A 22,066-nucleotide genomic window follows, 5' to 3' on the forward strand; every position below is an offset into this window, starting at 1 on the left:
GTCATTTATACTTGTAACAAATTGATAAACAGTAGATTGGTTTAAAGCTCTAAATGCCCTTAATTTCTTAATGGTTAAAATCTTCAAGTCAAAATAACTAATACTCCAGATTTCAACAAAAGCTGTCAATTCATGTCTTAAACTGTATTTACTAGCCTCATTGAGTTACCTTTGAATCATGGAATTTGCCATTGTCGATATTGAAACTACAGGAGGATCGCCGAGAGGTGGGGGGATAACGGAGATTGCGGTTTTGATTCATGATGGTGAGTCAATCGTGAGCGAATGGCAGACCCTCATCAATCCGAAAATGAGTATCCCAGGCTATATCACTGGTCTTACAGGTATCGATAACGAAATGGTTCGAAGTGCACCTACTTTTGAAGAGATTTCCGAGGAACTCTGGGAGCTTTTAGTCGACCGAGTATTCATTGCTCACTCGGTGAATTTCGACTTTGGATTTATCCGTGAAGCTTTCTTAAAATTGGGTAAAGAGTTGAATTCTCAAAAACTCTGCACTGTCCGGCTTTCCAGAAAGGTATTTCCTGGTTTGGGTTCTTACAGCCTGGGAAGGATATGTGAAAATCAAAAAATTCCCATTCTTGCTCGTCACCGAGCGATGGGAGATGCCAAAGCAACGGCCTTACTTTTTGATCGGATGATCAAAGAAAGGCAAGACGTAATTTTTTCATCCTTGAAAAAGAATTCAGGTGAAGCTTTTCTACCTCCACATTTCCCACTTTCCAAATTCAGGCAAATCCCCGAATCCTGCGGAGTGTATTATATGCTCAACAGCAAAGGGAAAGTTATTTATGTCGGGAAAGCGCTCAATATCCGGGAGCGTTTCAAGGGGCATTTTTCAGGTCAGGTTTTACCTCAATTGAAGCAGCAATTGAAAACTGAAGTGGTGGATCTGCATTGGCAACTGACTGGTTCAGAATTTATGGCTTTGCTCTTTGAAACTTTGGAGATTAAGCGACTTTGGCCGGCTTATAATTCAGCCTTGAAGATGCCTAGGACACTTTGGGGCTTGTTTCATTATCAGGATGGCTCGGGATATTACCGATTTCAAGTGGCCAAAGTGACCAAAAACCTGCGCCCTTTGGAAACTTTTTTCTCTGCTGAGGAAGCCAATCAATTTCTCAAGACGGGAATTGAAACTTACCAACTCTGTCAAAAACTAAGCGGTTTACGAAAAGTATCTTGCGAAACCTTACAGGATCATACCTGTCTGGGGGCCTGCAAATCGGCTGAGAATCCAGAGTTCTACAACGAGCGGGTGGAGGGATTTGTCCAGTTGATCAAGCAATCAAAACGGGATTTGATGCTGAATCTGCCGGGAAGAGAAGTGGGGGAGAATGCGTATTGTTATTTCGAAGGTGGAATGCTCAGTCGCTATTCCTATCTGAAAAGTGAAGATTTTCCTGAACCTGATGAGTTAGAGATCGTGCCCAAGGTCCCCGAGACTTTCTACATTCTCAGACAATACATTCACCAGATTGATTTGGAGAAAATCCGGGTTTTTTCTGTCAGTTAACCCAGATTCCATTTCAGCTTTCTCACTTTTGCTTTTTAACTTATAGTCAAGATTGCTTTCACCCTTTTCATTGACAGAAATATTGGCTTTTCACCCTGAAAACTGCCAACTGCGACTGCCAACTGATCACTGCCTACTTAAACCACCCACTCCTCCGGCAAAACGCTATAATAGATCGTATCTCTCCTTCTACCATGTGTCATCAGGGTATGACTTCGCAGTACACCTTCTTCCACAGCTCCAAATTTCAAAAGTGCCATTCGTGCGGGCATATTCAGTACATCTGTTTTGATTTCGACTCGCTTCAAATTTAATTCTCCAAAACAGTAATCGAGCATTACTTTTTTCATGGATTGATTGATTCCAGATGAGTGAAATTCTTTCCCCAACCAAGTCCAGCCAATCTCCACCCGCTGATCTCGTGCTGAATAGTTCCCAAAGGCGGTGGCACCTGCGATCTTTCCCCTCGATTTCTCTATGACGGTAAATTGAAGTCGATCTTCTAAAAAATGAGGCGCTGCCCACTTCTCAAACTCTTCTTCTATACTGAGATCATGGGTGAAATACACCCACATCTCAGGATCTAAACTGAGCGATTGCAACAAAGGAAAGTCCTGCCGAGTCATAGGTCTCAGCAGGACTTTTTCATTTTCAAGAATAAGGTTCCGATCAATCATCAGCCCAAAACTTCCTTAATTGCTTTGTTGTAAAGCGCTATCTCCTCAATGGTTCCCGTGGAGATTCTACACCAATCGTTGAGCGGAGGAAAAGGACGACCGATGATAAATCCTTTTTCTGCCATGGCTTTGCCCAGTTGGCTAACATCTCTTCCTGATTGGAAAAACACAAAATTGGCATGTGAGGGAAGATAAGGTAATTTCAATTCGTTGAGCGTTGCGATAATCATAGCTTTGGCTTCTTCATTTTTTTGAAGAGAAAACTTGTAGAAATCAGCATCTGCAAGCGCTGCTTTCCCGGCTTCTATTGCCATAATGTTGGTATTGGCAACTACACGGTCTTTCAGTTTCTGAGCTAAATCCGGTTTGGCGATCAGGTATCCCATTCGGATTCCTGCCAGTCCATACACTTTGGAAAGCGTGCGGGAAACCACCACGTCATGACCTTTTTTTACCAATTCCACCATAGATGGATAGTTGGGTTCGGTGATGTAATCATAGTAAGCCTCATCGCTGAATACTACGGTTCTTTTGCTTACCGTTTCGCAGAAGTCCATCACTTTTTTAGCCGGCAAAAGCTTTCCCGTGGGATTATTTGGGTTACAGAGGAAAACCAATCCAGTTTCGTAACTCACGCGTTTTTCTATTTCTTGGAGGTCAAAATCCAGATCTTTGGTTAATGGAACCCAATTGATCTCCGTACCCCAAAGTTCGGCGTATTCCATCATTGAAAGAAAAGTAGGAGTGCAGCTGATGATTTCTCGACCCCTGCCGAATGTTAGCCCAGCGACTTTCAGTCCCTCAGTAGAACCGGCCGTAAGGACTATATATTCTTCAGGAACGCCCTCTTTTTGAGCGATCATTTTAACCAAGGATGCATTGTAGCCCCAAGGGTAGCGACAGCCATTTTCGAAAGCAGCCGTCATGGCTTTTCGCATAGACTCCGATGGTCCATAAGGATTTTCATTGGATCCTAGCCTGATTGGTCCTACCATAGGACGTGGATTATACTTCTTGATTTCTTCCGCACTAAGGGAAGATGCGATTCCAGTACCCCCTAGAAGTGCCAATCCACCTCCAAGCGAAGTTCTTTTTAGCCAGTCTCTTCTTGATAGTCCTTTCATTGATTTTCTATTTTAATTGTTAAAATACTAAGCTTTCCCCAATCGTATTGATAAAATTACATTTTTGCCAGCACTTTCTTTGATAATAGAATCGTGGGTTAATTATGAATAAAAAAAGTTTTTATTCTGGTATTTGATTTTTTACAGAATTAATTTTTAAATTATTGACTGCACAATATACCCTAAACCTCAATTCAATATGAAAAAGTTTTTATTATTCTTGGTTTGTGGGTTGGTTTGGACAAGTGTACTTCATGCCCAGCAAACTCAGTATTCGGTATTCGAATTCATTAAGGTGGAGAAAGACCAGCTTTTTGACTACATCGAATTTAAAGATTTGACAGAGAAAGTCTATCGACAAGCACTTAACGACAAGCGAATTAAAGGTTGGGATTTCTGGAAGGTCCAAACAGGTTCCGATCATGGTCAATATCAATACATCATGGTGACGCATTATGATGATCCTGTGAAAATGATGAATGGATTGGACGATGAGGCGATGATTGAATACACGAAGATTGCCTATCCGCATCTTTCAGATTCTCAAGTTCGGACTTTGTTTCAACAATCACTTGCGATTAGGGAGTTACCAGTGAGGCTATACATGCGAGAACTTGCCTCGACTAATGACAACTTCCAGTATAAACCCGGCGTCTTGGCTTCATTCGATCTAATGAAGGCAGTTGAGGGCAAGTTTAACGATTATGAAAAATCCGAAATTGAGGTGTTTAAACCCATCCACCAAAACCGAATAAACCAGGGAATGATGGGACATTGGAGTTTTCTCAGAGCAGCACTTCCACAGGGTTCAGAAGCACCATCCACTCACTTGACTGTAAATTTGTATAAAGATTATATTCAGTTTTTCAATGCGCAAGCGTATGAAGACATGAATCAGACCGAAGAGCAGCGTAAAGCTGTAAATGCAGGCTTAAATTCAAGGGATCAAAAGTGGATTTACCTTGCAAATCTTGAAAATGTAGTTAGATAGTAGTCCGGTTAGACTTGCTAGCAGAGAGGTTCTCGAAAGAGGCCTCTTTTTTTTATTTCATTTTTTAAAAACCCGAAATCCCAATATACCCAGAATTGGTCCAACCACCAGCCAACCAAGAAACTCTTTAGGGGAAAAGTAATTGCTTAAAAATTGACTGAATTGGATACTGATGATAGTCAAGCCAAAACCAATGGAATTGACTAAAGTAAGAGCTGTTCCGCGATATTCAGGTCTCACACTTTGCGCTACTAACGTAGAAAATTGAGGAGAATCAGCAGTGACCAAAATTCCCCAAAGGAGCAAAAAAGGTAGAATTAGGTTCTTTGATACTTCAGGAAATAAAATCAGAATTATTCCACATATCCCTGACCCAGCTAAACTGAAGAGAGCTACTTTTTCACTCCCGATTTTTCCCGACAGAAATCCTCCTACAGCACAGGAAATTCCTCCAATAGCGATAATAGCAAATGTCCAAGCTGAATTTTGATTCCCAAGCTCAGTTTCATTCCTCAAGTCCATTATCAAAAATGGAAGAAAAGCCCAAAAAGTATAGAGCTCCCACATGTGACCAAAGTACCCAGCGGCAGCAGATCTCAGGGATTTGATTTTGGCAAGTTTGGGAATTAACCCCAAATCAAAAACTGAATTCTCTTTACGAAAGGGCCCATTAGGGACAAAAAGTCCTACCAAAGCTCCTCCAACCAATGCCAAAGCCGAAGTGATCCAAAGAATGGCTTTCCATGAAATTGCCGTTCCTAGCACTTTTAGAAGAAACGGAAATGCTGTTCCCAAAACAAGCGCGCCAACCAAAAAACCTAAGGCTGAACCCAATCCTTTTTCAAAGTAGTCCGAAGCGATTTTCATCCCTACAGGATAGATTCCTGCAAGAAATAGGCCCACGAGAAACCGAAAACCCAAAACGGAAAATAGGCTCAATGGAAGAATAGTAATCAAAAGATTGCAAGTGGCTGCCAATAGGGCGCTGAATAAAAAAACAGACGAAGGTGAAAAACGGTCTGCAATAGACCCTATAGCATATAAAAATGTCCCAGCAATAAACCCAAGTTGAACGGCCGAAGTAATCCATGAAACCATTCCGGATGCGCCTAAAAGACTTTCGATTTCCGGAGCAGCTACATTACCTGCAAACCAAAGCGAAGTGCCCAGAAATTGAGCGGTGACAATCAAAATCAGGGCACTTCGGGATGAAGTCAGTGTTGGCATTAGGCCCGCAAAATTGTTTTTATTTGAGTGATTTCCTCGGAGGTGAAATTCGAGTTTTTCACTGAGGCTACATTATCATCTAACTGTTCGGGCTTTGAGACTCCAATCAGTACAGAAGTAATTCTAGGATCCTTTAAGAGCCACGCTATAGCCATTTGCGCTAATGACTGACCTCTTTTCAAAGCGATATCGTTCAGTTTGCTGATCATTTCCATTTTTTCAGGAACGAGTGACTCAGGCTTAAGATAGCGTCCATCTTTGGCTGCTCGTGAATCTTCAGGGATTCCCTTCAGATATTTGTCCGTGAGCATTCCTTGCTCCAATGGGGAAAAGGCAATGCTTCCAATTCCTTTTTGACCCAATACATCCATCAGACCATTTTCAACCCAACGATCGATCATACTGTAGCGAGGCTGGTGAATGAGAAGTGGGGTACCAAGAGACTTTAGGATTTCGTAAGCTTTCGCAGTGTCTTCAGCGCTGTATTGGGATATTCCCACATACAGTGCTTTTCCCTGACGTACCAATTGATCCAAAGCTCCCATAGTTTCCTCAAGTGGTGTTTTCGGATCGGGCCTGTGATGGTAGAAAATATCGACATATTCCAGCCCCATTCGCTTTAGGCTTTGGTCACAACTCGCGATCAAATATTTTCTGGAACCGAAATTTCCATAAGGACCAGGCCACATATCCCAACCTGCTTTGCTGGATATCAGCAATTCATCTCGGTAAGGGAGAAAGTCTTTCTTTAATATTCTGCCAAAATTTTCTTCAGCAGAGCCAAATGGAGGTCCGTAATTATTGGCCAAGTCGAAGTGACAAATACCCAGATCAAAGGCTCTTCGGAGTATTTTTCTACCCAAAGTCAAGTCGGCATTGTGTCCGAAATTGTGCCAAAGGCCAAGACTGATTTCGGGTAGCTGTAGTCCACTTTTTCCGCAATAGCGATATTTCATCTGATCATACCGTTCGGATGCCGGCTGATAGGGAAGGAGTGGGTTGTGATCGTTGATATGCATGGGTTAGATAGGTTTTAGGATTAATTGAATTTGTAAATAAGAAATGGAAAAAACGGTGAAATTAGATTATTTCCGCACCTCGACAAGCTCGGTGCCCGGAGGTTTTTGTTTTAAAGGAGGAGAGGAATATGCGGCAGCGCCGCATATTCCTCTCCTCCAAATATAATCCCAATCCGGTGACCGAGCGAAGTCGAGGTCATTTTTACTGGGAGCAATAAACTGAAATTTTACTTATTTGAATAAAAGGATACTCAAGAAACAAGCGATAAGGGCAAAAATGGCTATGAAAAGCCAACTTTTCCAAATGTAAGCAATCCAGTCTTTATAGCTGATTCCAGCACCTGTGATAATTGCCATCATTCCACCATTGGTAGGGGTAAGTATGTCCATGAGGCCTGCCGGATATTGAAAAGCAAGTACAGCTACATCTCTGCTTAATCCAATAAGATCTGATAAAGGCGCCGTCAAAGGGATTGTCAAAACAGCTTGTCCCGAGGTGCTTGGTACAGGAATGTGTACTAACGCCTGACTGACAAAAATTCCCGCCACAGCCAAAGTCTCGGGAAGTGATTCCAGAGGAGAAAAAAGTGCTTGAATTAAAGGGTCGATGATTTCGCCTTTTTCCAAAACCAAATAAACACTTCTGGCTAAACCTACGATCATTCCTGCAAAAATCATCTCTCCAAATCCGGCCGCATAAGTTCTTGCAGTACCATTGAGACCCATCCCACCAACCAATCCGCAAGTCACCCCGATGACAAAAAATAAAGCTGACATTTCTATATATCCCCAATCCAAAGAAGTGATCCCATAGATCATAACTCCTATTCCTCCGAAGGAAAGGAGTAGAATGATTCCATATTTCCGGGACAGTGGGCTTGGTCTGAAATCTGCATTCAATTGATCTCCATTTTTAAGCTTTCCTAATTTAATATGGTAGGTAATCCAGGCAAAGACCGCCAAAACCATAAAAATACTCCGAAAAAGCACCCCTGAAAAAAGTGGAACTTCAGCGATGTTTTGCGCGAGCAGTCCAACAAAAGGATTGATAGGGGAAAATGCTGCTCCGACTAATGATGAACCCAAAGTAATTGCGATAATCGCCCGAAGATCATAATTCAGCTTGGCAGCCAAAATCACAAAAATAGGAACCATAGGAATCAATTCTTCCTGCATGGAAATCGACGCCCCTCCAATCGCAAAAACCGTCCCCAACAAGTAAAAAAGTAAATATTGGTTGCTACGAAACCGATAAATCAAGGCTTCGATTCCTGCCTGAAGTGCCCCTGTTTTTTCAACTATATAGAAGGCACCTCCTATTAGTAATATCAACACAATGATATCAGCACCGGCAACAAATCCCTCGGGAATGGACTTCAAAATTTCAAAAAAGCTGGGATTGATGTCTTCAATTGCTCTGAAGCTTCCCGGAACGACAATTTCGCGTCCTGTATTTTCATCCAACACTCTGTCAAAGCTTCCCGACTGAATAAACAAAGTCGACAGCGCAGCCACAACAATAAATCCCAGTAGGATGATTAGAGGATGTGGAAATGAGAGTTTCATAGTCGGTGAATTAATTCAGGATAATTTTCAAAACCTCGGCAGCAATGGCCTTTCGAAAGTCAGGATGATCCTCCGCATTTGCTACTAAAAAAAAAGCCAGTTCTAATTCAGAAGAGTAAACGACCAGTGAACTGTATCCTCCTTGATCACCAAAATGCCCAATAAATATAGAACCGTTAAGGTCAATTGATTGAAATCCTACCGGAAAATCAGTATCGTTTTTGAGCCAGGCAAGTTCATCTCCAAAAATCCCCATATCCTCGCGGCTGAGGTGGAGAAGTGCCATTGAAAGGTCATGAGGTGTAAGAATTAACCCGGAAGAAGGAGAGGGGAATCGCTCTAATTTCAACACTTTTTTCTCGATTCTTTTCCATAGAAAAGTTCGTTGATGTCCCGTGATGCCTAAGGTGTCTGTCGGCCATTCAGTTACAAAATGGCTTTTTTTCATCCCTCCAGCTTGAAGCGTTCGTTCTTTTGCAATTTCCTCAAAAGGTCGCCCCTCAATGGCTTCCATCAAATATCCGATCAAGTCAAAATTTGCATCAGCATATTGAAAATCCAGCTTTGAAAGATTGGGAACTTTCAATTGATTGGGGAGATGAGCAAGATTTCTTTTGTCTTTATTGATGAAAAGGGAGCTAATACCCCTGTTGTCAGAAAGGCCTGAAGTGTGATTTAGCAGGTTTTTTAAAGTGATGTCATTGAATTCTGCCGACATTCTTTTTTCGGAGGATAAAATTGAATTGATGGTCGTATCAATACTTAATTCATTTTCTAATGCGAAATTGGCTAAAGTAAGCGCTGTAAAAATCTTGGAAACCGAAGCTACAGGAATCAGGCTTTGGACAGTTAAGGAATCTTTGGTTTGGAGATTTTCGAAACCAAAAGCTTTGAGGTAGGTGACTTTTTCATTTTCAATAATTCCTACTGCCATCCCGGGAATCAAATAATGGCTCAAACCTTGGATTAAAACGGAGTCAATTTTAGCTTCTTTGGTCTCCGGATATGAAATAGGGGTGAGACGGACTTTTGGAAAACTATTCCACCACTCCCATCCCAGGAAAAGGAAGACCCAAAACGCCAGTCCTAATAAGATATATTTCTTGGTCCGCTTCATCTAGGTCAGGTAGAAACGGTCTTAGACCGGTTTTCTTTCTTTGGGTTTTTGGAAACGTAGCTTTTTGGTAGGTTCTTTTTGAGGGCTTTTACAAAAAGATGATAGTCCACCGTGATCGTATGCCGTGGAGTATTTACCTGCTGAAAATGGGGATGAGTGACTTCTCTTTCGCAAAGCTCACGGATATTTTCAGGCCGTTTCCACTTCCCCATCAGTTCCTGAGCCATGAGTTTACTCTGCAACTCTGCCCCAGGCCAAATGCAGCCCAAAGGTTGAAACATCCCAATGAAGTAAAGATTTTGATACTCGGGATGAAACATTTTCAAATAAAGCGGAACGGGACCTTCGGAGTAATCAATGAATTCTTTGTCAAAAAACGGATGACTCAGCCAATATCCGGTGCAGGCGATAATGGAGTCAAATTCTTCTGATTTGCCATCTTCAAAAATTACATTTTTCCCCTCGAATCGCTTGATATCAAGCCTTGGCTTCACTTTCCCGTGCCTGATTCTATGCAAAAGCTCGTCATTTATAGTGGGATGAGTTGCGCCAAATGGGCCAGTAACCGGCCGCAATCCATATTGACTGTTGTCGCCCAGCATGATTCTGAGCAAAATTTTGTTGAAGAATCCCCGAATTTTGATGGGAAGCCATTTACTGGTTTCGGCAAATTTGTCCGAGGGTTTGCCAAAAAAGAACTTGGGAACAATCTGATAGCCTCTTCTCCAACTGATCGCTGTCATTTTTGAAACACGGCTCGTCTCCACAGCTACATCACAGGCTGAATTTCCTCCACCGATTACTAAAACCCGTTTTTCTGCAAAAGGAGCGGCCTTTTTGAAGTTGTGAGAGTGGATATATTCCCCTGTGAAATCTCCAGGATACTCAGGATATCGTGGTTTCCAATGATGGCCATTTGACACCACCAAGTGCGAGAAGGTATGCGTGGCTTCGACTCCATCTTTTTCTGTAGTGATATGCCAAGTCTTTCCGTCGATTCGCTGACAGTGCTTAACTAAAGTGCCAAATTGGATATGAGGATAAAGGTTAAATTTTTTACCATATGCCTGAAAATACCTTCTTAGGGTGTCGTGATCCGGATAATCGGCTGCTTCGGGATCGAAATCGTCGAAAGTAAAGTCTTCGTATTGGGACAGCGTTTTGGATGAAATGATATGGGTGTTTTCAAAAACACTCGAATGGCTTTCATTTTCTGAATAAATCCAGTTGCCTCCTACCTCTTCGTTTCTCTCAAACGCAAGGGCATCTATTCCCTGATCCAAAAGGTTTTTCAAAGCAGTGATTCCCGAAGGCCCGGCACCTATCACAGCAACTTTTAAATGCATCGTATTTTGGGTTGGTTTTAATTCTTAATTGGGCTTATAATCTAGAATAAAAATTTTGAAATCAGTTCCATTGTCCTTAGTTAAACATGCTTTAGGCTATTTTTTCAAGAATTAATTTTGTAAAAAGTTCCATTCCTTCTGTTGCTTTCTTTTGGATGAATATCAGGTTTTTTGGAAGTGAAAAGTCAGGTTGAGCGGGATCGATCAGGTATTTGTCGGCATTTCTCGGTACATAATCAATCAAACTAGCTGCAGGATAAACTTGCATGGAAGTCCCCAAAACAAGAAAAAAATCAGCCTTAGCAGCAATTTTCATGGCTGGAATCATCATGGGTACAGCTTCTCCAAACCAGACGATAAAGGGTCGAAGCTGACTTCCTTTTTCGCATTTGTCACCTTCCTTGATTTCCCAGCCGTCCATCGGATAGACTAATTTCGGATCTAAGGTGCTTTGGGCTTTGGAGAGTTCTCCATGCAGATGAAGGACATTGGAAGATCCAGCACGCTCGTGAAGGTCGTCAACATTTTGGGTAATGATCTGTACTTCAAGGTGTTTTTCAAGGCTTGCCAAAGCCAAATGCGCAGCATTGGGTTGGCATTTGCGTGCTTGTTTTCTTCGTTGATTGTAAAACTCCTGAACCAGCGCTCGATTTTTCCGCCAGCCTTCCGGGGAAGCTACTTCCATGACGTCATGATTTTCCCAGAGGCCATTGCTATCACGGAATGTACTGATCCCGCTTTCGGCAGACACCCCGGCACCGGAGAGGACAACTAGTTTTTTTTGGTTCATGGGAATTGAAGAATATTTGAAAGGGAAAAATAGGAAAATTTCAGCGCTGAGCCAGACTAGGAAGGTGTCTAATCTTATTCCACAAATGTTCAACACCCTTCGGGGTTGTCGTCCTCATTATCGTTTACATTTTTCCCTAGGTTGCACCTAGGGCTATTGAAAGGTTCGATCCTTTCAGGATCTTTAATTCCTTGTTTTACCTTTTGAATAATTCTCCAAACGGGATTGATGTCCTTGGTTTTGGTCTCCTTTTTTTACTATAGTGCTCCGCCGCGCCTGTGGAGTGGCGCACAAGTATTGAAAGGTTCGACTATTCCGTGGTCATTATACTAATTTCCTATCCACTCGAAATGTAATTTTCTGACCCCTGATAAGGGGTCAAACTTCTCAATAACCGCGGGCCTGCCTTTGCCGGTAGGCAGGTGCAACCCGTGGAAAACAAAATGGCGCAACCATCCCCTCGACCCTGCCTTTGCCGACAGGCAGGCCCGTAGCGGGTCGAACCTTTTTTGGTTTAGAAATTACTATCGCTTTTACCAAAGGAATTTTTCTCATTAAAAATCATTTTCCCAAAAAAAAACCGACCCTTTTGAGGTCGGTTCTGGATTACTTCTTCTTAGCAGGAAACTTTCCTTTTTTCTTACCTGCATCCGGTTGAGATTCGATGATTTCGATCGTCTCGGCATAAGTAAGTTCTTCGGCTTCCTTACCTTTTGGGATTTTATAGTTGAGTTTGCCTAACTTGATATATGGACCCCAACGACCGTTTAAGACTTGAATCTCAGGATTTTCATCAAAGCTTTTGATATGCTTTTTGGCATCCGCATCGCGCTTGTTTACAATCAACTCGATCGCCTCTGCTTCGGTGATGGACATCGGATCCTGCTCCTTGGTTAAGGAATAAAACGCACTTTCATGCTTGATATAAGGCCCAAATCTCCCGAGTGCAGCCGTCATCTTTTTGTCTTCAAAGAATCCTACTTCACGTGGAAGTTTGAATAGCTCCAAGGCATCCTCAATAGTGACATTCTCGATGAATTGTCCTTTTTTCAAACTTGCAAACTGCTTGTCTTCATCCTCCGTTTCTCCGATCTGAACTAGAGGTCCATATCTTCCCAAACGGGCATAGACTTTTTTCCCTGAAACTGGATGCTCTCCAATCAATCGGCTTGTGTTCACATCCTGACGGGAAACTTGATCTGTATCCTCAACGCTTTTATGGAATTTGCCATAAAATCCATCGATCATGTCCTGCCAATCCTGTCCGCCTGATGCGATGTCGTCAAATTCCTTTTCTACCCTTGCGGTAAAATGGAAGTCGATCACATTTGGAAAATGTTCCACAAGGAAATCATTGACGACCATGGCAATATTCGTAGGGAAGAGTTTGTTTTTCTCTGCTCCAGTGTTTTCTGTTTTGGTGGAATCTTGAAACTTCCCTTGGGAAATTTTCATTTCCACATAATTTCGTGGAGTGCCGTCCCGAGCTTCTTTGACTACATATTCCCGTTTTTGGATCGTAGAAATGGTCGGTGCATAGGTAGAAGGTCGGCCAATGCCGAGTTCTTCTAACTTCTTCACCAAGGATGCTTCTGTATATCTCGGTGCAGGTCTGCTGAAGGTTTCCCGACCTTTCATTTCCTGAAGGTTCAAACCTTGTCCAATGTTGATCGGAGGCAAAAGTGACTTGTTGCCTTCTTCATCATCCTCCGGCTCGTCATCGGTGTCTTCCAAATAGACTTTCAGAAATCCATCAAACTTGATCACTTCTCCGGTAGCAACAAGATTCAGTGCTGAGTTGGAAATAGCAATCGTGATGACTGTTTTCTCAAGTTCAGCATCAGCCATTTGAGAGGCTATAGCACGCTTCCAGATCAATTCATAAAGTCGCTGCTCATTTCGCTCACCGGAAACTTGACTGGCTGAAAAATCTGTCGGACGAATAGCTTCGTGAGCTTCCTGAGCACTTTCGGATTTGGTGGTGAATTTTCGTGACTTATGGTATTTTCCACCGAAAGAATTTTCAATTGCAGCTTTTGCAGCACCCATAGCATCATCTGATAGGTTGGTGCTGTCTGTTCTCATGTAAGTGATCTTACCGGCTTCATAGAGCTTTTGAGCCACGGACATAGTCTGAGCGACAGAGAAATACAGCTTTCGCGAAGCTTCCTGCTGAAGAGTAGAAGTGGTAAAAGGTGCAGCAGGAGTTTTCTTGGTTGGCTTCTTCTCGAGATTGGCTACAGAGAAGGAAGCATCCAGACATTTCTTCAGAAATTCTTCTGCCTCGGCCTTGGTTTCAAACTTCTTTGGAAGCTCGGCTTGAAAGGATTTGCCTTCTACTTCAAAAATCGCTGTGATTCGGAATGAGGACTTGGACTTATGTGATTCAATCTCACGCTCACGCTCCACGATTAATCGGACGGCGACGGATTGAACCCGTCCTGCTGAGAGACCAGTCTTGATTTTTTTCCAAAGGATAGGAGAAAGCTCAAAACCCACAAGACGGTCCAAAATTCTTCGCGCTTGCTGAGCATTGACTAGGTCATAGTCGATTCCACGGGGATTTTCGATCGCTTTGGTGATTGCATTTTTGGTGATCTCTCTGAAGACAATTCGTTTGGTACGATCTTCTTTCAGATTGAGTACTTCTTTGAGATGCCAAGAGATAGCTTCTCCTTCACGGTCGTCGTCACTTGCTAGGTAGACCATTTCGGCATCTTTAGACAAGGCTTTGAGGTTTTTGATCACTTCCTTTTTATCGGCAGTGACCTCATAGGTAGGTTTGAAGCGGTTTTTAATGTCTATTGCTTTGTCGCCTTTAGGAAGATCCCGTACGTGCCCGTAGCTGGAGACCACCTTGAAATCCTTACCAAGGTAGCCTTCAATGGTCTTTGCTTTGGCTGGGGATTCGACGATGACTAGATTTTTTGACATATAGAAAATTTGAAATTCATGACCAAATGGCCAATTATGAAAAGCTAAAAATAGAGGGCCTAGTTTTCTTGTCCAAATAATAAAAAAAAGCTTGCGTTGGATTTGGATGAATATTTGAGGATTTCGATCTTCATAATAAGATAAATCAATTGTGAAATGAAACATTTAATTCTTTTGAGACACGGTGAGGCAGGCTTTTCGGATGGAGTGGATTTCAAGAGAAAACTTACGCCAAAAGGAAAAGAACACTTGGACCGCTTAGGTAAAAATCTCTTTGGTGCAAACGTCAAAGTAGATTTTTTGTACTGCTCTTCGGCTACACGAACTCGTGAGACCGCCGAAATTATCAAAAAATACATTGAGGTAGGGGAGGAAGAATATTCCAAAGAGATCTATGAAGGCAGCTTGGAGTCTGTTCTCAATTTATTGGAAAACACACCAAAGGACGCTGAATCCTGTGTTTTGATTGGGCATAATCCGACTATAAGTGTGCTAGCCTCTCATTTGACGCATTCTAATTATATAGGGCTTCAACCTGGATCGATGGCAGTCTTGGACTTGGAAATCAGTGATTGGAAAATGATAGGGATGGGGACAGGGACCTTGAAAGAGGTGATTCGGTAGTTTTTTGAAGCTTTAGGCTTACTAATGAGCTTTTGTAAAAATTGTAAGTGGTTAAGGGTAAGTTGATTCTACAGGGCTAAGTTAAATCATATTACTAGTTACTATCCTCACTAATTACCTCTTACGACTTACTTTTTACCATTCACTTCTCTCCAATCCGTTCAATATCAGCCTCAGTATATCTTGGTGTTCCACCTTTTTGAGTAGCAACAAATCCCCCAATTTTACAGGCAAAGTCTAGGATTTCTTTCGGATTTTTTTCTTCCAAATAGGTTTTGATAAAACCGCTGAGGAAGGCATCTCCCGCTCCTATGGAATCCTGCACTTTTACCTTGTAACCCGAATGCGAAAAAATTTCCCCCTTTTGATAGATCAAAGCCCCTTTTGAACCTTGAGTAATACATATAATTTCCATTGGGAAATTTTGATCTAAATAACCACAGATAGAATTTACACTAGGTTCAGTTCCGAAATAATCCGCAAAAATCTCCATTTCATCCTCATTGATTTTGAGTACATCGGTGAAACCTAAAAGTGTCTCTATCACCTCAAAATCATAATACGGAGGGCGAAGGTTGGCATCAAATATTCGTAAGGTAGGATGTTGGAGAAGTTTGATCAATGTTTTGAGGCTTTGAGTATTTCTTACTCCAAGGGTTCCAAAAACAAAAGCATCAGCTTCCTCGACAGCTTTGTCGTTCTCGGGGGACCACTCGATAAAATCCCATGCAACCGGTGAGACAATATTATATTTGATATTCTCCGGATCTGTGGTATCTACCAATACCCTTGAAGTCTCATGATCAGCCTTGGTTTGAATTAAATTCAGAGGAAGTCCAAAGTCCCTCAAAAAATCCAAAAGCTTTTCTCCATCTTCATCATCACCCACGGCCGAAATCAGGCTGGAATTTAAACCAAGCTGATGCAAATTGAGCGCAACATTCATAGGAGCACCTCCAGCTACTGGTCCAGTGGGAAGGCAATCCCAAAGCATTTCACCGAATATTATGACTTGATCACGCATGGTTTTTATGTAAATCGTTTTGAATTTCTTCCAAAGAACGTCCTTTGGTTTCAGGCATTTTGAACTTCACCCAAAGCAGCTGAAGAATCATCATTGCACAGAAAAACGCAAAGATATATCCCGGACCAAAGCTATTTGCAAAGAAGGGGAACACATTTGCAATCAGCGCAGCCAAAATCCAGTGTGTAAAGGAACCCAAAGATTGACCGGAGGCTCGAAGTTCGTTGGGGAACATCTCTGATATGAAGACCCAAATCACTGCGCCTTGACCTACAGCATGCGATGCAATAAACCCAAAAACGAATATCGGTAGCCAAAACGTAGGAATTCCCGGGCCGAGGAAGTTGAAAGCCATCAATCCAAGAAATATGATGTATCCGAAGGATCCGATGTACATCAGTTTTTTTCGCCCGAGTCTATCGATAAGATAAAGTCCAATGAAAGTCGCCAGCAGGTTTACAACTCCAATTCCAATCGTGGAGATCAGTGCATTTTCGGTAGAGATGCCAGCCATTTCGAAGATTCTGGGAGCAAAGTAGATGATTGCATTTATCCCAGAAACTTGGTTGAAAAAAGCTATCATTACTGCCAGCATGGTGCTTGAAAAGAACCTTGAATTAAACAGGGCACCAAAACCTGCCTTTTGTTTCATGCTTTTTTCTTCAGCGATCGCCAATCTGATGGCTTCATCGACTCCATCGGGATCGGTTCGGGTCAGTATCTCCCGTGCTTTTACTTGATCATTGAATTTGGCGATTAACCAACGTGGGCTTTCAGGAATTCTGAAAATCATCACACTATATATTAAAGCAGGAATTCCTTCGACTGCTAGCATCCATCTCCAATCCTCGGGCAGTCCGGCTGTGCCGATCATGTAGTTGGAAATATAGGCTATCACGATGCCGAAGACGATATTGAATTGATATAGTGCTACCAATTGCCCCCGGTTTTTGGCTGGAGCAATCTCCGAAATGTACATTGGAGCGACAACAGAAGATGCCCCAACTCCAAGTCCTCCAATAAACCTGAAAAAGGTAAATGATTCAACATCCCAAGCCAAACCGGATCCAAGAGCCGAAATGAAATAAAATAATCCAATCCAGAGCAAGCTTTTCTTCCTCCCAAATCGATCTGCAGGAATCCCACCAAACAAGGCTCCGATTACTGTCCCATAGAGTGCGGAGGCAATAGCCAGTCCGTGAACCCAGTCACTGAGTTGCCAGACTTCCTGAATATCCCGCTCAGCACCAGATATTACAGCGGTATCAAATCCAAATAAAAAGCCGCCGAGCGCAGCCGTGATCGAGACAAAAAACGCGTATTGTTTTGAAGACATGTAGGAATGGGTCGATTGGATCACTAAACTAAACAGAAGCAGAATAAATCAAAATCTACGAGATGTAATTCAGTGGATTTAGGACTTATTATCCTGAAAAGGCAGAATGATATTTTCAAATTTCAAAATTTATAGAACATTTTTTCGAATGAAAATTAAAAAAAATCAGATGTTTACCAAAGAATATTTTGTTTTGAATACACCTCAAAACCTCTTCCTTCCTTAAAAGTGTTATATTCGCAAGCATAAAAGCTTAGGATAATTTTAGCTCCAAAGCACTTAAAAACTGAACCAAACAAAGGATATTAACCCAAAGTCATGACTACGCCTGTTGAAGTTTATAAACCCAAAAATCATATTCGGATCGTCACCGCAGCCTCACTTTTTGACGGACACGATGCGGCAATCAATATCATGCGGCGGATTATCCAATCCACAGGATGTGAAGTAATTCACCTCGGGCACAATAGATCTGTGCAAGATATTGTGGATTGTGCCATTCAGGAAGATGTACAGGCAATCGCAATCACTTCCTATCAGGGAGGACATGTGGAATTTTTTAAATACATGTATGATTTGCTTCGAGATAGAGGAGCAGGACATGTCAAAATCTTTGGAGGAGGAGGAGGAACAATCCTTCCCGAAGAGATCAAAGAACTGCACGGTTACGGAATAACCCGAATCTATGCTCCTGATGATGGTCGCTCTATGGGATTGCAGGGAATGATCAATGATTTGGTGCAGAAATGTGACTTTCCAATCGGTGATGAATTACCGGAAGGTTTTGATTTGGTTCAGGACAAAAAAGAACATGTGGCCAGAGCCATTTCTGCTTTCGAAAACTTCCCGGAAAACTCAAAGGCTTTGCTAGAAACTGTTAGAAAGCAAAGTAAAGCAGCAGTAACTCCAGTCCTTGGAATTACAGGAACAGGCGGAGCTGGCAAGTCTTCTTTAGTAGATGAATTGGTTAGAAGATTCATTATTGATTTTGAAGATAAGACACTGGCAATCATCTCAGTTGATCCTTCTAAGCGAAAAACAGGTGGAGCCCTCTTAGGAGATCGGATTCGTATGAATGCAATCCATCATCCACGAGTTTTTATGCGCTCTTTAGCAACTAGACAATCCAATTTGGCACTTTCCAAATATGTGCAGGATGCTGTGGATACAGTGAAGGCCGCAGGTTTTGATATGGTAATTTTGGAAACTTCCGGCATTGGGCAATCGGATACAGAAATCATAGAACACTCCGATTTATCGCTGTATGTGATGACTCCCGAATACGGAGCGGCCTCTCAATTGGAGAAAATCGACATGCTCGATTTTGCCGATGTTATTGCGCTCAACAAGTTTGACAAGCGTGGAGCTTTGGATGCGATTCGGGATGTGAAAAAACAGTTCAAGCGTAATCACAACTTATGGGATGTGGCGGATGAAACGCTACCGGTTTTTGGGACCATCGCTTCTCAATTCAATGACCCTGGAATGAATCAGCTCTATCGGGCTTTGATTGGAAAAGTCGCCGAGAAATTCCAAGGCTGGGAAAGTACTTCAGAGCTCGTAGCCGGTTCTTCAGAGAAGATTTACATCATTCCTCCCGCCCGAACTCGGTACTTGAGCGAGATTACCGAAAACAATCGAAACTACGATAAGTGGGTGGAGGAGCAAAAGGAAATTGCACAGCAACTCTACAGTATCCAAAAATCCATCGAAGCCATCAAATCCACCAAAGTGGAAGATATGGATCGCTTGACCAAAGAATTGCAGGAAGTATATGCGCAGGTCGAACTCAACCTGGACCCTAAAAACAAGAAATGGCTGGAAGAATGGCCGGCAGAATCTGCTAAGTATCAGGATGACTTTTACATTTTTAAAGTTCGGGACAAGGAAATCAAAATTCAGACTTATTCTTTATCACTTTCCAATTCCCGCATTTCAAAGGTTGCTCTTCCAAAGTATGAAGCTTGGGGAGAATTGCTAAAGTGGGGCTTGAGAGAAAACGTGCCGGGCCAATTTCCTTACACAGCTGGAGTTTTTCCATTTAAAAGGGAAGGCGAAGACCCAACGCGAATGTTTGCCGGTGAAGGCGGACCAGAGCGGACGAATAAGCGTTTTCACTATGTTTCTCAAGGAATGCCTGCAAAGCGCCTTTCCACGGCTTTTGATTCGGTAACTTTGTACGGGGAAGATCCGGATTACAGACCGGACATTTTTGGAAAGATTGGAAACTCCGGAGTGAATATTTGTTGCCTGGATGATGCTAAAAAGCTCTATTCAGGTTTCAATCTGGTCGATCCGATGACATCCGTCTCCATGACGATCAATGGTCCTGCAGCAACGATGACAGCATTTTTTATGAATGCAGCGATCGATCAGCAATGCGAAGTTTACATCAAAGCCAATGGATTGGTAGAAGAAATCAATGCGAAAATTGATGCGATTTTCAAGGATAAAGGACTTCCAAGACCATCTTACAATGGAGTAATTCCTGAAGGCAACAATGGCCTAGGCCTCATGCTTCTCGGGGTGACTGGAGATCGGGTTTTGCCTGGTGAGATTTATGAAAAGATAAAAGCGGATACGCTTTCCAAAGTGCGGGGAACTGTCCAAGCGGATATTTTGAAAGAAGATCAAGCCCAGAATACATGTATTTTCTCCACTGAATTCTCATTGAGACTAATGGGAGATGTTCAGCAATATTTCATTGATCAGAAAGTCCGAAATTTCTATTCTGTTTCCATCTCTGGCTATCATATCGCTGAGGCAGGTGCCAATCCGATTACCCAACTCGCCTTGACACTTTCCAACGGGTTTACTTACGTGGAGTATTATGTGTCCCGAGGAATGAATATCAATGATTTTGCACCGAATCTATCCTTCTTTTTTTCCAATGGAATCGATCCGGAGTATGCCGTGATCGGAAGGGTGGCAAGAAGAGTCTGGGCGAAAGCTATGAAGTTGAAATACGGTGCAAATGAACGAGCACAGATGTTGAAATACCATATTCAGACCTCTGGACGATCGCTCCATGCGCAGGAAATCGACTTCAACGATATCCGAACTACGCTTCAGGCTTTGTATGCGATTTATGACAATTGTAATTCACTTCATACCAATGCTTATGACGAAGCAATCACAACGCCAACTGAAGCTTCAGTTCGTAGAGCGATGGCTATCCAGTTGATTATCAATAAGGAACTGGGTTTGACGAAAAACGAAAATCCTCTTCAAGGAGCCTTTATTATTGAAGAGTTGACTGACCTTGTGGAGGAAGCAGTTTATGTTGAATTTGACCGAATTACGGAAAGAGGCGGAGTGCTCGGAGCAATGGAAACGATGTACCAGCGTGGCAAAATTCAGGAAGAAAGTCTTCATTATGAAATGCTGAAGCATACCGGAGAATTCCCGATAATTGGCGTGAATACATTCCTTTCCTCTGATGGTTCTCCTACTGTTACACCCGGCGAAGTCATTCGAGCGAATCCTGAGGAAAAAGAAGCTCAGATTCAGACTTTGAAGAACTTGCATAAGACTTATGAAGGTTTGGAGCACGAACAATTGAATGCGCTAAAAATCGCCGCAGTGAAGAATGAAAATGTGTTCAGGAGATTGATGGAAGCGGCTAAATATTGTTCTTTGGGCCAAATCACCAATGCATTGTATGAAGTAGGTGGGCAGTACAGGAGGAATATGTAAACTAAAGATATTAGTATCAAGACATAAGTATCAAGATAGGAGACGGAAGACGTAATGAGTCAGAAGTAAAAAGTAAGTAGTTAGTGGTAAGAGGTAAAAAAGTCCTGCTTCTTCAGAAGCAGGATATTCAGGTTCAATACTAAGTGCTGCTTCGGGAGAAGCAGCACAACCAGAGGTGTTCAATAACTTTGGACTGCTTCGGGAGAAGCAACACAACCAGAGTAAGTAGTTAGTGGTAAGAGGTAAAAAGTCCTGCTTCTCCAGAAGCAGGATATTTAATTAGTAAGTGCTGCCTCGGGAGAAGCAGCACAACCAGCTCCAAAAATCAAATACTTGTTCTGAATTTAGTCTAAACGTCGTAAATCAAAAACCGTAAATCGTAAATCAAAATGTCAAATAAAAGAAACATTACTGTCCGCATGAAAGCGGATTTGGAGTATGAAGCTCGTAATCCTCAAGGAAATGTCGTCAATATCGATATGTATGATCCTGAGCATAAGCATGCCCAGTCTCCGATGGATTTGCTGCTATCAGCTTTGGGAGGCTGTGCTTCGGTGGATGCGGTGTTGATGATGAAGAAAAAGCGCAGGGAAATTGTTGATTTTTTTGTAGAAGCAGAAGGGACTCGGAATGATGGAATTCCTGCATTTTACACAGACATCCAATTGAATTTTGTATTGGTGTCTCCTGATGCGACATCGGAGGAATTTGAAAAAGTGGTAGCACTTTCAGTCGACAAATATTGCTCAGTAGCTTCAACTCTTAAGTCGACAATCACTTACAAATCAGAAGTCCGAAGACCCGAATGAGAGTCGTCAAAGAACTGATTCAGGAGGAAATACGGATTAGTATTTTCTCCTGGAACAATAAATATATTCTCAAGTTTGAGCTTGGCCCAATGGAGCAGACTTTTAAGCTAAGCGAAACTGATATTTTGGAAGAGAAAGAACTGGATTCTTTTATGTCTGGCGATTTTTTTGAAAAAGTAAAGTTTCGATTCAACGAAATGGGCATATCTTTTCGTTCGCAGCTGGAAAATCTCTAATTTCCCAGAAATC

18 protein-coding genes are annotated in these 22,066 nt (G+C 42.2%); 6 read left to right on the forward strand and 12 right to left on the reverse strand.

The genetic code is table 11. The features are described 5' to 3' along the window. Positions 1-178: 178 nt before the first annotated feature. On the forward strand, positions 179-1,537 hold the full coding sequence (locus ACK4HU_RS10055; protein ID WP_409806323.1) for an exonuclease domain-containing protein: 1,359 nt from the start codon (positions 179-181) through the stop codon (positions 1,535-1,537). 137 nt (positions 1,538-1,674) lie between these two features. On the opposite strand, the gene ACK4HU_RS10060 is transcribed toward ACK4HU_RS10055, so the two are convergent. Further along, complete coding sequence (locus tag ACK4HU_RS10060; protein WP_409806324.1) at positions 1,675-2,214, reverse strand: GNAT family N-acetyltransferase; 540 nt, start codon at positions 2,212-2,214, stop codon at positions 1,675-1,677. Then, positions 2,214-3,338, reverse strand: a complete 1,125-nt coding sequence (locus ACK4HU_RS10065; protein WP_409806326.1) for a pyridoxal phosphate-dependent aminotransferase — start codon at positions 3,336-3,338, stop codon at positions 2,214-2,216. The genes ACK4HU_RS10060 and ACK4HU_RS10065 overlap by 1 nt, the downstream gene beginning before the upstream one ends. Before the next feature lie 199 nt (positions 3,339-3,537). Here ACK4HU_RS10065 and ACK4HU_RS10070 point away from each other — a divergent pair, with 199 nt between their 5' ends. Then, the gene (locus ACK4HU_RS10070; RefSeq protein WP_409806328.1) at positions 3,538-4,329 is read left to right on the forward strand and encodes a hypothetical protein; all 792 of its coding nucleotides are present in this window, start codon (positions 3,538-3,540) and stop codon (positions 4,327-4,329) included. A gap of 57 nt (positions 4,330-4,386) precedes the next feature. Here ACK4HU_RS10070 and ACK4HU_RS10075 read toward each other — a convergent pair whose 3' ends face one another. The 7 genes from ACK4HU_RS10075 to topA form a co-directional block, all read right to left on the reverse strand. After that, positions 4,387-5,556, reverse strand: coding sequence for an MFS transporter (locus ACK4HU_RS10075; RefSeq protein WP_409806331.1), 1,170 nt, complete (start codon positions 5,554-5,556; stop codon positions 4,387-4,389). Then, a complete protein-coding gene (mgrA, locus tag ACK4HU_RS10080; RefSeq protein WP_409806333.1) occupies positions 5,556-6,575 on the reverse strand; it encodes an L-glyceraldehyde 3-phosphate reductase in 1,020 nt (339 codons plus the stop codon). Before mgrA ends, ACK4HU_RS10075 begins: the two co-directional genes overlap by 1 nt. 231 nt (positions 6,576-6,806) lie before the next feature. Beyond that, entirely contained in the window at positions 6,807-8,141 is a 1,335-nt protein-coding gene (locus ACK4HU_RS10085; RefSeq protein WP_409806336.1) for a YfcC family protein, read from the reverse strand. 10 nt (positions 8,142-8,151) lie between these two features. Then, on the reverse strand, positions 8,152-9,258 hold the full coding sequence (locus ACK4HU_RS10090; RefSeq protein ID WP_409806338.1) for a serine hydrolase domain-containing protein: 1,107 nt from the start codon (positions 9,256-9,258) through the stop codon (positions 8,152-8,154). A gap of 5 nt (positions 9,259-9,263) precedes the next feature. After that, on the reverse strand, positions 9,264-10,604 hold the full coding sequence (locus tag ACK4HU_RS10095) for a flavin-containing monooxygenase (RefSeq protein WP_409806341.1): 1,341 nt from the start codon (positions 10,602-10,604) through the stop codon (positions 9,264-9,266). A gap of 91 nt (positions 10,605-10,695) precedes the next feature. Further along, on the reverse strand, positions 10,696-11,394 hold the full coding sequence (locus ACK4HU_RS10100; protein WP_409806342.1) for an SIR2 family NAD-dependent protein deacylase: 699 nt from the start codon (positions 11,392-11,394) through the stop codon (positions 10,696-10,698). Between the two features lie 606 nt (positions 11,395-12,000). Continuing rightward, the gene (gene topA, locus ACK4HU_RS10105) at positions 12,001-14,328 is read right to left on the reverse strand and encodes a type I DNA topoisomerase (RefSeq protein WP_409806345.1); all 2,328 of its coding nucleotides are present in this window, start codon (positions 14,326-14,328) and stop codon (positions 12,001-12,003) included. Between the two features lie 156 nt (positions 14,329-14,484). On the opposite strand from topA, the gene ACK4HU_RS10110 reads away from it, so the two are divergent. Next, entirely contained in the window at positions 14,485-14,952 is a 468-nt protein-coding gene (locus ACK4HU_RS10110; protein ID WP_409806348.1) for a SixA phosphatase family protein, read from the forward strand. Positions 14,953-15,094: 142 nt separating this feature from the next. On the opposite strand, the gene ACK4HU_RS10115 is transcribed toward ACK4HU_RS10110, so the two are convergent. Both ACK4HU_RS10115 and ACK4HU_RS10120 read right to left on the reverse strand, forming a co-directional pair. After that, on the reverse strand, positions 15,095-15,976 hold the full coding sequence (locus ACK4HU_RS10115) for a carbohydrate kinase family protein (protein ID WP_409806351.1): 882 nt from the start codon (positions 15,974-15,976) through the stop codon (positions 15,095-15,097). Next, complete coding sequence (locus ACK4HU_RS10120) at positions 15,969-17,312, reverse strand: sugar porter family MFS transporter (protein ID WP_409806354.1); 1,344 nt, start codon at positions 17,310-17,312, stop codon at positions 15,969-15,971. The genes ACK4HU_RS10115 and ACK4HU_RS10120 overlap by 8 nt, the downstream gene beginning before the upstream one ends. Before the next feature lie 318 nt (positions 17,313-17,630). Here ACK4HU_RS10120 and ACK4HU_RS10125 point away from each other — a divergent pair, with 318 nt between their 5' ends. Continuing rightward, positions 17,631-21,008, forward strand: coding sequence for a methylmalonyl-CoA mutase family protein (locus ACK4HU_RS10125; RefSeq protein WP_409806357.1), 3,378 nt, complete (start codon positions 17,631-17,633; stop codon positions 21,006-21,008). Positions 21,009-21,038: 30 nt separating this feature from the next. Here the strand turns inward: ACK4HU_RS10125 and ACK4HU_RS10130 are convergent, their stop codons facing one another. Continuing rightward, positions 21,039-21,191: a hypothetical protein gene (locus ACK4HU_RS10130; protein ID WP_409806360.1), complete on the reverse strand. Its 153-nt coding sequence runs from the start codon at positions 21,189-21,191 to the stop codon at positions 21,039-21,041. Positions 21,192-21,397: 206 nt separating this feature from the next. Between ACK4HU_RS10130 and ACK4HU_RS10135 the strand changes: the two genes are divergently transcribed. Both ACK4HU_RS10135 and ACK4HU_RS10140 read left to right on the forward strand, forming a co-directional pair. Beyond that, complete coding sequence (locus ACK4HU_RS10135) at positions 21,398-21,817, forward strand: OsmC family protein (protein ID WP_409806362.1); 420 nt, start codon at positions 21,398-21,400, stop codon at positions 21,815-21,817. Further along, on the forward strand, positions 21,814-22,053 hold the full coding sequence (locus ACK4HU_RS10140; protein WP_409806365.1) for a hypothetical protein: 240 nt from the start codon (positions 21,814-21,816) through the stop codon (positions 22,051-22,053). Before ACK4HU_RS10135 ends, ACK4HU_RS10140 begins: the two co-directional genes overlap by 4 nt. Positions 22,054-22,066: the final 13 nt, after the last annotated feature.

The organism is Algoriphagus sp. (assembly GCF_046296635.1).
Classification (GTDB): domain Bacteria; phylum Bacteroidota; class Bacteroidia; order Cytophagales; family Cyclobacteriaceae; genus Algoriphagus.

Coding starts and splice junctions, on each gene's coding strand:
- ACK4HU_RS10055 (WP_409806323.1), top strand. CDS start 179: ATGGAATTTGCCATTGTCGATATTGAAACTACAGGAGGATCGCCGAGA.
- ACK4HU_RS10060 (WP_409806324.1), bottom strand. CDS start 2,214: ATGATTGATCGGAACCTTATTCTTGAAAATGAAAAAGTCCTGCTGAGA.
- ACK4HU_RS10065 (WP_409806326.1), bottom strand. CDS start 3,338: ATGAAAGGACTATCAAGAAGAGACTGGCTAAAAAGAACTTCGCTTGGA.
- ACK4HU_RS10070 (WP_409806328.1), top strand. CDS start 3,538: ATGAAAAAGTTTTTATTATTCTTGGTTTGTGGGTTGGTTTGGACAAGT.
- ACK4HU_RS10075 (WP_409806331.1), bottom strand. CDS start 5,556: ATGCCAACACTGACTTCATCCCGAAGTGCCCTGATTTTGATTGTCACC.
- mgrA (WP_409806333.1), bottom strand. CDS start 6,575: ATGCATATCAACGATCACAACCCACTCCTTCCCTATCAGCCGGCATCC.
- ACK4HU_RS10085 (WP_409806336.1), bottom strand. CDS start 8,141: ATGAAACTCTCATTTCCACATCCTCTAATCATCCTACTGGGATTTATT.
- ACK4HU_RS10090 (WP_409806338.1), bottom strand. CDS start 9,258: ATGAAGCGGACCAAGAAATATATCTTATTAGGACTGGCGTTTTGGGTC.
- ACK4HU_RS10095 (WP_409806341.1), bottom strand. CDS start 10,604: ATGCATTTAAAAGTTGCTGTGATAGGTGCCGGGCCTTCGGGAATCACT.
- ACK4HU_RS10100 (WP_409806342.1), bottom strand. CDS start 11,394: ATGAACCAAAAAAAACTAGTTGTCCTCTCCGGTGCCGGGGTGTCTGCC.
- topA (WP_409806345.1), bottom strand. CDS start 14,328: ATGTCAAAAAATCTAGTCATCGTCGAATCCCCAGCCAAAGCAAAGACC.
- ACK4HU_RS10110 (WP_409806348.1), top strand. CDS start 14,485: ATGAAACATTTAATTCTTTTGAGACACGGTGAGGCAGGCTTTTCGGAT.
- ACK4HU_RS10115 (WP_409806351.1), bottom strand. CDS start 15,976: ATGCGTGATCAAGTCATAATATTCGGTGAAATGCTTTGGGATTGCCTT.
- ACK4HU_RS10120 (WP_409806354.1), bottom strand. CDS start 17,312: ATGTCTTCAAAACAATACGCGTTTTTTGTCTCGATCACGGCTGCGCTC.
- ACK4HU_RS10125 (WP_409806357.1), top strand. CDS start 17,631: ATGACTACGCCTGTTGAAGTTTATAAACCCAAAAATCATATTCGGATC.
- ACK4HU_RS10135 (WP_409806362.1), top strand. CDS start 21,398: ATGTCAAATAAAAGAAACATTACTGTCCGCATGAAAGCGGATTTGGAG.
- ACK4HU_RS10140 (WP_409806365.1), top strand. CDS start 21,814: ATGAGAGTCGTCAAAGAACTGATTCAGGAGGAAATACGGATTAGTATT.